General features: G+C 71.3%; 12 protein-coding genes. 2 read left to right on the top strand and 10 right to left on the bottom strand.

Annotation, left to right across the window (positions count from 1 at the left end; genetic code table 11):
- Positions 1 to 3 precede the first annotated feature (3 nt).
- The 5 genes from ADL29_RS27530 to ADL29_RS27510 all read right to left on the bottom strand — a co-directional run bounded on the left by ADL29_RS27530 (position 4) and on the right by ADL29_RS27510 (position 2,528).
- Positions 4 to 255, bottom strand: a complete 252-nt coding sequence (locus tag ADL29_RS27530) for a gas vesicle protein GvpG (protein WP_053926281.1) — start codon at positions 253 to 255, stop codon at positions 4 to 6.
- Positions 256 to 264: 9 nt separating this feature from the next.
- A complete protein-coding gene (locus ADL29_RS27525) occupies positions 265 to 978 on the bottom strand; it encodes a GvpL/GvpF family gas vesicle protein (RefSeq protein WP_053926280.1) in 714 nt (237 codons plus the stop codon).
- Between the two features lie 3 nt (positions 979 to 981).
- Positions 982 to 1,452, bottom strand: coding sequence for a gas vesicle structural protein GvpA (locus tag ADL29_RS27520; protein WP_053926279.1), 471 nt, complete (start codon positions 1,450 to 1,452; stop codon positions 982 to 984).
- An 85-nt stretch (positions 1,453 to 1,537) separates the two neighbouring features.
- Positions 1,538 to 1,930 (bottom strand): gas vesicle protein GvpO, encoded by a 393-nt coding sequence (locus ADL29_RS27515; RefSeq protein WP_046924144.1) that lies wholly within the window; start codon positions 1,928 to 1,930, stop codon positions 1,538 to 1,540.
- Positions 1,931 to 2,201: 271 nt separating this feature from the next.
- Positions 2,202 to 2,528 carry a plasmid stabilization protein gene (locus ADL29_RS27510; RefSeq protein WP_053926278.1) on the bottom strand — a complete coding sequence of 109 codons (327 nt, stop codon included), beginning with the start codon at positions 2,526 to 2,528 and terminating at the stop codon, positions 2,202 to 2,204.
- Positions 2,529 to 2,863: 335 nt separating this feature from the next.
- Here ADL29_RS27510 and ADL29_RS27505 point away from each other — a divergent pair, with 335 nt between their 5' ends.
- A complete protein-coding gene (locus ADL29_RS27505) occupies positions 2,864 to 3,490 on the top strand; it encodes a hypothetical protein (protein ID WP_157878586.1) in 627 nt (208 codons plus the stop codon).
- 78 nt (positions 3,491 to 3,568) lie between these two features.
- On the opposite strand, the gene ADL29_RS43700 is transcribed toward ADL29_RS27505, so the two are convergent.
- The 3 genes from ADL29_RS43700 to ADL29_RS27490 are packed head-to-tail and all read right to left on the bottom strand — an operon-like array spanning position 3,569 to position 5,839.
- On the bottom strand, positions 3,569 to 5,095 hold the full coding sequence (locus ADL29_RS43700) for a protein kinase domain-containing protein (RefSeq protein WP_169795267.1): 1,527 nt from the start codon (positions 5,093 to 5,095) through the stop codon (positions 3,569 to 3,571).
- Positions 5,096 to 5,105: 10 nt separating this feature from the next.
- On the bottom strand, positions 5,106 to 5,399 hold the full coding sequence (locus ADL29_RS27495; protein ID WP_053926275.1) for a hypothetical protein: 294 nt from the start codon (positions 5,397 to 5,399) through the stop codon (positions 5,106 to 5,108).
- A complete protein-coding gene (locus ADL29_RS27490) occupies positions 5,396 to 5,839 on the bottom strand; it encodes a hypothetical protein (protein ID WP_107095101.1) in 444 nt (147 codons plus the stop codon). Before ADL29_RS27490 ends, ADL29_RS27495 begins: the two co-directional genes overlap by 4 nt.
- Positions 5,840 to 6,099: 260 nt before the next feature.
- Between ADL29_RS27490 and ADL29_RS27485 the strand changes: the two genes are divergently transcribed.
- Complete coding sequence (locus ADL29_RS27485) at positions 6,100 to 6,591, top strand: hypothetical protein (RefSeq protein ID WP_053926273.1); 492 nt, start codon at positions 6,100 to 6,102, stop codon at positions 6,589 to 6,591.
- Between the two features lie 5 nt (positions 6,592 to 6,596).
- Here the strand turns inward: ADL29_RS27485 and ADL29_RS27480 are convergent, their stop codons facing one another.
- Positions 6,597 to 8,159, bottom strand: coding sequence for a sensor histidine kinase (locus ADL29_RS27480; protein ID WP_053926272.1), 1,563 nt, complete (start codon positions 8,157 to 8,159; stop codon positions 6,597 to 6,599).
- On the bottom strand, positions 8,156 to 8,869 hold the full coding sequence (locus tag ADL29_RS27475) for a response regulator transcription factor (RefSeq protein WP_046924137.1): 714 nt from the start codon (positions 8,867 to 8,869) through the stop codon (positions 8,156 to 8,158). The genes ADL29_RS27480 and ADL29_RS27475 overlap by 4 nt, the downstream gene beginning before the upstream one ends.
- Positions 8,870 to 9,335: the final 466 nt, after the last annotated feature.

The following is a 9,335-nucleotide window of genomic DNA, read 5'->3' as shown; positions in this document are numbered from 1 at the left end:
CGGTCAGACGCCGGGGCCCCGTATGTGGGCCCTGATCTCGTCCAGCCGGTCCAGCAGCTCGTCCTCGCGCCGGTCGAACGTCTCCTCGTCGATCTCGCCCGCCAGGAGCTTCCGCTCCAGTTCGGCGAGTTCCCGCTCGACGGGCGCGGGGTCGTAGTACTCACGCTCTGCGGCGTCGACGACGCGTTCCACGACCCAGGCCACACCGCGTACGGGCGCCAGCGGAAGGGTGGCGAGATGAGTCAGCAGGCCCATGGAGACTCCTCAGACGAAGCTGTAGGGGGGCAACGGGCCGCGCAGCCGCAGGTCGAAGTCGCCGCCCAGCTTGTCGGCGAGGTCCTTCTCGGCGGTGCGGAAACTCTCCTCCTGGTCGTGCTCTACCAGGAAGGACACATTCAGGAAGTCGTTGCCGGTCGGCTGGGACACCACGTCCTCCCGGGCGAGGCCCTGCAGCGCATCGAGCAGCGAGGCGGCGAGCCGGTCCTGGCGGGCCTGCACTTCCTGAGCGACCAGCTCACCGAGGGCGAGCGGCAGGTCCGGACCGCCGCGGCCGCCGGTGATCTGCTCATTGAGCCCACGCGCCTCCTCGGACTCCGCGAGGATCTGGCGCAGCAGCGCATCCTCGTCCTGGGCGGCCTTCAGGTGGTATTCGACGCAGTCGGCAAGCGCCTGTAGCCGTTCGGTGAACTCCTCCGCGCGCTCCTCCAGCACCCCGCGCACGGCATCGTCGTCGTCGGCAGTGAAGCCGAACTGCAGTGGCAGCACGGTGCCGTCGGCCATCAGCCGTTCCTGAACGGCCTGGTGGGCCGCGAGATCCCGGCGTTTCGCACGAAGCTCCTCGGGGGCGTCGCTGACGATCGCGGACAGCTCGCCGGCCTTCACAGTGCGCAACGAGGCGGGCGGATCGCCCACACCGTCCACGCCGTCGAGGCGCCGGGGATGCGTGCTGGCGGTGATGGAGTAGACGTAGACGGCCATCGCTCACTCCTTTCGGTGCTGCGCTGCCCGACGGGCCGGCCGCTTCCGCTGTCCGGCGGTCTCCTCTTCCTCTGCCTCTTCCTCGGCCTCCTCGTCCGCCTCCTCATCCCCTCGTTTTCCCTTGAGCGCGTCGGTGACGGCCTCGGCGGCTCCGGTCAGCGCGCCCTTGGCCTTGCCGTGCGAACCGCCCTCGGTCACCTCGCCGACGAGGTCGGTCAGCTCTTGCGGCTTCTTGTTGCCGGCCTCCAGATCCAGCCGGTTGCAGGCCTCTGCGAAGCGCAGATAGGTGTCCACGCTCGCCACGACGACGCGGGCATCCACCTTCACCAGCTCGATGCCCACCAGCGACACTCGCGCAAAGACGTCGATGACCAGACCACGGTCCAGAATCAGGTCCAGGATGTCGTAAAGATTCCCGGAGCTGGCCCCGCCGCCCCTGGCAATGGCTTCTTGTCCTTGCGGCACCACGGTCATGGTGCCTCCCTTCACCGGCTCACCCCCGGTTCGTGGAGTGGCCGCGTCTGTCACCCTGCGAACGCCGCGCAGCGGGCTCCGGCCCCTACGTGCGGGGGTCGATCTGCCCTCGGGTGTAGCGGCGGGTGCGCTCGTACGCCACCAGTTCGCCCTCCTCGTCCAGCGTGACCCGGTAGCTCGCCATCACACTGGTGGTTGCGGGGATGCGCTCCAGTTCCAGGACTTCCACGTCCGCCTGCCAGCCGTCCTCCGTCGGTTTCACCGCGGAGACGGACTCGGGTGCCCGGCCCAGCAGCTCCTGGAGCTGCTCAGCGGCGTTCCGCATGATCCGCGCCGCCGAGGCACGGTGGGCTGGGCGCTGCGCGTCCTTGCCCGTCCGGCTGCCGCCGTCACGGGACTTCCTGGCGGTCTTGGCGCCGGATTTTCGGTTGGACGGGCGCTGGACGTGTGCTGCCCCGTCTTCTTCGTCTGCGGCCATGTTCCCTCTCCGACATCGGAGACGACATGCTGCCCGCGTCTCTCGAAAGAGACGCCTTCAGCCATGATATATGCGGCCGTCGCGAAGGATCAGGGAGAGGGCTTGCCTGGGGTTGCCCAGGGTTTTCCGGGCGTCGCGGTGGGTGAGCCAGGGCCAGGGCGATGGTGGCGTCGGATGATCAGGATGAGTGCGGTCGGCGGCCGAAGGGCGGCGCCTGTCTGTCCGCTTCGCGGGTCCGACAGGCGCGCGGTCGCGTCCGATACTCCCGTCCTCAGTGGCCCAGGGCCTTGCGCAACTCATCCTTGTTCATGGTGGAGCGGCCTTCGATGTTCCTCTTCTTGGCTTCTTCGTAGAGCTGTTCCTTGGTCGGCCCTTGCAGGCCGCGAGCGGAGCGTTCGCCGCCCCGCTGCGGTGCGGACTTGGCGTCCTTCGTGGAGGTCTCGCCGCCGGCCCTGGTCTCGCCGGCGCGGGCGCGCTCTTTGTTGACCACCCTCGCGGCGATCTCTTCGGCACGTTTCTCGGAGACGCCGTGCTGCAGCGCGTTCTGCTTGATGTGCTCGTACTGCCGCTCACGCTTCTTGCTGGCTCCTGCAGGCATGACGTCCTTCTCTGCGATCGTGCTGGACCAGCCGCCCGCGTGCTGCTTGCGGTCGGCTCCGGTACCAGTCCACGCCAGATACGCGCCGGATGCCAGGTCAACGCGCCGACATGCAGCCAGACATAACCCGGTGAGTCGGCGACGGGCCGCGCCCGGCGCCTCGTGCGGGGCCGCATACCGTGTGGAGAGATGAGTGCACGACGGACAGGGGCGGTACATGCTTACGTGGGTTCTCGCGGTACTCGTTCCGGCCGGCACTCGTTCCGGCCGGTCTGATCGCCGTGGGGGAGCGGTAACGGTCGTTTGGGAGGAGGCTGGTGAAAGGGGAGTCCGGCGTGGACCTGGTACTGCTGGGTTTCGGTTTTCTGGTCGTATGCGGGGCCATCGTCGTGCTCGTGCGTGTCGTGCTGCGCCCCAATCGCCGCTCGGATGCGATGGTGCGCCGACCGGACTGGCGCACTCTGTGGGGTCCGGGCAATGTGTCGGCCTCCGGGGTGCGGTCGTTGCGGCGCCTTGCGCGTGAGTACGAGGAGGGGACACCGGCGCATCGCGTGCTGACGGAACTGGTGGCCCGCCGCGAGTGGGCGGGTGGGCCCAGGACGGGACCCCGTCCCCCAGAGGTCGATGCCGGTATGCGGTGGGACGGCTGGCTGGAGATCATGGGCCGCAGTGACCGGCTTGCGCGCAGATGCGTCCGTGAGGTGCGTACCTATGTCGGCAGCGGAGACTTCCCCTTCGGCGGCTGGGAGACCATCGCCCCGGGACAGGAGCAGACGGCCAGGTGGGCCAGTGGCCTGGAGCCCTGTGCGCGGATGGCGGCGTTCGAGCTCATCGACCTGGGCGCGAAGCCATGGGGGGCCAAGTGCTTCGTCGACCCGCGGACCGGTGCCCCCGTCCTCCGATACCGCAACGGCACGTTGCGGGTGGCGGACAGGTGGCCTCGTCCGGGAAGCGCCGAGTGACGGCGGTCGCCGGGTGAGGGCAACAACCGGAGATCCGGAGGTCCGGAGGTCCGGAGGTCCAGAGATCCTGATGGGGCATCAACTGTGTCCGTTTCGGGGGTGGTTGATGTGACGAGCCGGAGAGAACGCGAGTGGTCGACGCGCGCCTGAAGGGGCCTTGACCCTGACCCGGATCTCGGATCCTGGGGCGACGTCGGTGCCTGGTTCCGGCGAGGCATCGCACACTGTGCCCGCCTCGACCGGCCCCCGGCAGTGTCTGCCCTTGCGCGCCCGTCCGGACGGGACCAGCCGCAGCCCCGCGTTCTCCGCGAGGGTGCGCGCCTGTGCAAGGGTTCTGCCGATGAGGTCGGGCACGCGCGTTGTTGTCTGGACGGCGGTGCTTCCGGGCCGTTGCGGTGCTCGGGCGGTGGGACGCCCGGCGTCCGGCTCCCCGGCGGCCGGCCGCGCGGCGTCCGGGGCGGCGATGGCGTACAGACCGGCCGATACGGCCATCAGCGCGCCGATCAGGTACACCGCACCCCGGATGCGGCGCCGAGCCGGACGGCCGGCGCCTGCCCGCCCCTCCGGCTCTTCCGCATCCTGTTCCGGGGCAACGGCGGACGGCCCCGGAGCGGGGAACACCAGCGTCGGCTCCGTGTGCAGAGAGACGGCCGGCGCGCGGGGGGTGAGGGCCACGGACGCCGGGCGGCCCGGTCCCGCATACGGGTCCGCGGCGCCGGAGGGAAGGCCGGCCAGGACCCGTTCGATGTCGCGGCGCATTTCCTCGGCATCGGGGTGACGGTCCCCGGGCGCCTTGTTCAGGGCCCGCAGGACCAGAGGGTCGCAGCCGGGCGGCAGCCCCCGTACAAGCGACGACGGAGGCGGCGGTTCGGCCTCCACGTGCTGGAGGATCAGGCTGACGACGCCGTCACCGAGGAACGGCGGCCGGGCCGTCAGCAGTTCGTACAACAGACAGCCGGTGGAATAGAGATCGGCGGGGGCACCCACGGCCTTCCCCTGGGCCTGCTCGGGGGAGAGGTACCTGGGCGTACCGATGACCGCGGTGCGCTGGGTCAGGGGTGCGCCCTGCACATCCACCCGTCGCGCGGTACCGAAGTCCGTCACCTTGACGACTCCGTCGTGGGAGAGCATCACATTGGCCGGTTTGATGTCGCTGTGGACGACGCCGCTGCGATGCGCGTAGGCCAGCGCCTCCAGCACCCCGGTGGTCAACTCCAGGGCCCTCGTCGGCGAGAGCCTGCCTCCGCCGTGCAGAAGGTCCGCAAAAGTCGGTCCGTCGACACGCTCCATCACGATGTAGGGAACGTGCACCCCTCCCACGAGGTCTTCCCCCGTGTCGTAGACGGCGACGATCGAGGGGTGGTTGAGCGACGCGGCCGACAGCGCCTCGCGCCGGAAGCGCGCCGCCGACGGCGCGTCCCCGGCCAGATCGGACCGCAGGGTCTTCACCGCAACGCCGCGGTCGAGCCGCAGATCATGCGCGGCATGGACCTCGGCGGTACCGCCCCGGCCCAGTAGCTCGCCCAGCTCGTACCGGTTTCCCAGGCGGCGTACCCCGCCGGGGTGCGGGCCCGCGAGGAAGCCCGTAGATGCCCCCGCCTCCATCATCGGCTCCTTACTGCGGGTCGTCGGCCGCGTCGGAGTCGGCCGCGTCCGCCGCCCTTTCGGCTTCCTCGACCGTCTTCGTCATCTGCTCTTCCCGGTCGGACGAGGAAGCGGGCGACGAGGTGGGCGATGAGGATGACGAGGACGACGACGAGTGGGTGTCCGGGGGTGAGGAGGCTCCGTGGGGCGCGGAGCTCCCGGCCGACCGCTGTCCGCCGGAGGACCCCGAGCAGCCGGTGGCCGCCAGGACCGGCACCGCGACCGCCGCCGTCAGCAGCAGTGCGGTACGCCGGGCCCGCTTCATGAGCCGTCGCCTTCCTTGGCGTTGTCCCTCGTCGAGCACCAGGCCGCGACGGCCTTGAGGTCGACGCGCTCCCGGGTGAGGGTCGGCTTCAGCTGCTTGCGGCGGGTGAGCCGGTCCTGGAGGAACGTGGCGACCGCGTCGTGGTTCTTGGCGCGGGCGTTCTTCACCCGCTGCGCCATCCGTGCGATGGAGCCACGGGTGTGCACACCGCCGTTGAGCCGGGCGAGCGCCCGGTCGATGCGCTTCTCCAGCCTGGGCACCCGGGTGCAGATGCCCTTGCCCTCGGTGTGCCGCTGCCGGTCCGGGTGGACCTTGGCGTGCGAGGCGGCCGGGCCGCTGGCGGATTCCGCTGCGTTCGCGGGCGCCGCCGCGCTCAGCAGGGAACCGGTGAGCGCGAGTCCGGCGAGGGCTGTGGCCACTGTGGTTTTGGGACGCTGCATGGTCATGCTCCTTTCCAGGGGCGGTTGGACACGGCCGCTGCCTCCGCACCGGGTGCGGACGGGCCGTCTGCCGCAGAACGTAGGAGCGTTCTTTGTGGAGACCTTGTGAGCCGGAGCGCCGCAGTGCACGGGGCCGGCGCGGGAACGGAGCGGCACAGGGAAACCACAAGGAACGCTCCTAGGCTCCGGAGGTATCGGACGCCAGCGGTACGCAAGTCCAGCGGTACGGGAGTACAGCGGCATTGACCCCAGGAGGCACAGTGGAATGCGGTGGTTTCCTCAAACCGGACGAGCGCCCGGTCACGGGCCTCACCACCCTCGCCCCCCTCACCACCCTCACCACCCTCACACGCACCGAACCCGGTGAACTCCGCCTGCCCCGCAGCGGCTGGCTGCTGCGCATCGCGCGGGGCTCCGCGGGCCGACCCGCCCTGGAGGTGCACAGCGGGGCCGGGCTGATCGATGTGTCCGTCATGACCACGCTCAGCGTTTCCCCGCTGCGGGGCGGCCGGCACAGCGGCCGCTCCGCGACCCGCTGGTCGGTGGCGTGGGGGCAGCTGCCGCCCGGCGCCGACGTCGTCGAGGCCACCTTCCGCGGGTGGCGGCACGGCCTGAGCGTCCAGGCGCTCACGGTTGCCGATGCGTTCTGGGTGGCCGAGGTCGGCGACCGGTTCCGCTCGGTGACGTGCTCGGCGGGCACCACCCTCGTCACGGCGCGGGTGGTCAGGGAGCCCCGGCCCCGGTCGAGGTGACCGGCTCAGTCCTCGGCCGGGTGCCGGGGGAGCCCGTGCGCCGGGAACGCACTCAACCAGTCGCGGTGCAGGGGGAGTTCGAGGGTTCGGGTGTCGCTGACCGTGTCACCGGCCCGGGGCAGCCGCACCTCGACACGGGCGCCGGGCCCCTGCGGACGTTCCGTGATCTCCACCGTGCCGCGGTGCAGGGCGGTCTGCTGGGCCACCAGGGTCAGCCCCAGTCCCGAACCCGGGCTGTCCGGGCGCCGACGGAACCGCTGGAAGACCTGTGCCCGCTCGCCGGGCGCGATGCCCGGACCGTCGTCGTCCACGGTGAGCACGGCCACCGGGTCCGCCGTCCGGTCGCCCGGCCGCAGCGTCACGTGGACCCGCGCCGGTGCGCCCGGCCGGCTGCCGTGGGCCACCGCGTTGCGGAGCAGGTTGTCGACCGCCATCCGCAGCCCCGGCTCCCAGGCGTTCAGCCGCATTCCGGGGGCGACGTGGGTGGTCAGCACCGCTTCGGGGTGGTGCCGTGCCAGATCGGCCACCGCCGCCGCGACGAGTTCGGAGAGGTCCACGAGGGTGAATGCGTCGGCTTCCACCAGGTCTCCCCGGGCCAGTGCCCGGAGCGCGACCAGCAGGCCCATCAGCCGCTGATGCCCGGAGTGCAGGTCCTCCAGGATCTCGGCGCGGTCGGCCGGGTCGAGATCCGGGTGGTCGGTGAGGACGTCCAGGTTGGTCTGCATGCCCATCAGCGGCGTACGCAGCTCGTGGGAGGCCGTGGCGGAGAAGGCGCGGGCGGTGGCCAGCGCCTCCTGGGTCCGCGTCGCCTGCTCGTCGTAGCGGGCCAGGACGGTCTGCAGGGTGCCGGCCAGGTCGTCGACTTCGGTGATCCGCGACCGGGTGTGCTCCAGACGGGCCGTACTGGTACCGGGGTCCAGGCCGCCGGCCTGACGCTGAAGCCGCCGCAGCGGCAGCGTGGCGCGTTCGGCGATGGCGAGGGAGACCAGCCCGGCCAGGGGCGCGGCGATCAACGCGACCAGGAAAATGCGCTTCTGTACGGTGTCGATCTCGGCGCTTCCGGCCGATCCGGGGGAGAACACCCACAGCGTGCCGTGCCGTCCGGCCTGTACGTTCGCGCCGCCGACCTGTACCGACAGTGCCCGCCAGGAGTGCCCCCGGGACCGTACCGTCACCGGTTCGAGCGCCGCGGGAGGCAGCGGCACCGCGTCGGCGGGCTGCGGACCGGCCTGGGCGACCACCCGGCCCGGCGCCTGCCCGCCAGTAGCAGCCTGCCGGTCCGTGGCTGCGGGCCCGTTGGCGGCCGCGGTGAGCCGTACTCCGACGTCGAGGCCCGCATCGAGCAGCCGCCGCTCCTGGTTGGCCGCCTTCCTGGGCCGCCCGCTGCCCTCGGTCCGCAGCAGACCGCGGGCCAGCGGCAGCAGTACCGTGGCCCGCTCCCGCAGACGGGCGTCCTGTTCTGCGTGCACATCATGGGTGACCAGCCGCAGCAACAGCGCCCCCGAGCCCAGGACCAGCAGGGGAACCGCGACGCCCATCGCCAGGGCGATCCGCGTCGAGAGCCTCATCGAGCGGCCTCCGGTCCGCACGCCGCCCGCAGCACGAAGCCCACCCCGCGGACGGTGTGCACGATCCGCGGCCGGCCCCCGGCTTCCAGCTTTCGCCGGAGGTAGCTGACGAAGGTGTCGACGGCGTCGGTGCGCACCTCGAAGTCGTAGCCCCACACACGATCGAGGAGCTGGTCGCGGGTGAGGACGACCCCCGCGTTGCGGACGAGTACCTCCAGCAGCTCGAACTCGCGCCGGGTGAGCCGCACCTCCGCGCCCCCGTACGTCACCTCCCGTGCGGCGGCGTCCACGACCAGGTCACCGACCCGTACCGCGTCCGTCGCGCCGGGCGGGCGGCGGCGCAGCAGGGCCTGCAACCGGAGCACCAGCTCCTTGAGTGCGAACGGTTTGACGAGGTAGTCGTCGGCCCCGGCCTGCAGGCCCGCGACCCGGTCGTCCAACTCGTCCAGTGCGGACAGCATCAGCACCGGCACCTCGTCCCCGCCGGCACGCAGCGTGCGGCAGAGGTCGATGCCGCTGATCCCCGGCAGGGAGACGTCGAGCACGATCACGTCGGGAGGTGTGGCCGCCAGTTCGGCCAGCGCGGCCGGGCCGTCCTCGGCGAGCGCGACGGCGAAGCCGTTCAGGCGCAGGCCGCGTCCGAGGGAACGCAGGATCACCGCGTCGTCATCGACGACGAGGACGCGTTCGATGCGCTTCGCCGCGCACATGCAGGACTCCGCTCTGGTCTCATCGGGCTCATCCGCTCGCCCCGCAGTTGTTGCAGGACCACCGGCCGTCGGGCCCTTGGATCACAAAGCCGCCGCATCGGGTGCAGTTCACCTTCGGTGCCGTTCGGGTTCGCGGTCCGCTCCATGACGGCAGCCCAGGTGAGGGTAGCCGCGCCCCGACGGTAGAAGGCAATCTTGTGGGATTGCTGTGACGCGTTGGCCCCGTCCCCAGCGGCCCGGCTCACCCCTGGAGGCGGTCGGCGAGGGCGGTGGCGATCGCTCGGCGGGTGGGTGCGTCGACGAACGCCCACTGGCCGTTGGGGTTGGTCTCCAGCCAGATCCAGCGGCCGTCGGCCCGCAGGGCGAAGTCGAATGCTCCGAAGAGGAGCCCGAATGCCTCGAGGTAGGCGTGTACCGCGGTACGGACGGCAAGGGGTGTGTCGGCAGGGGAGTAGGCGAGGGAGTC

It is taken from the genome of Streptomyces chattanoogensis (assembly GCF_001294335.1).
Taxonomy (GTDB): Bacteria; Actinomycetota; Actinomycetes; order Streptomycetales; family Streptomycetaceae; genus Streptomyces; species Streptomyces chattanoogensis.
This window is presented reverse-complemented; position numbering and strand designations above follow the sequence as displayed.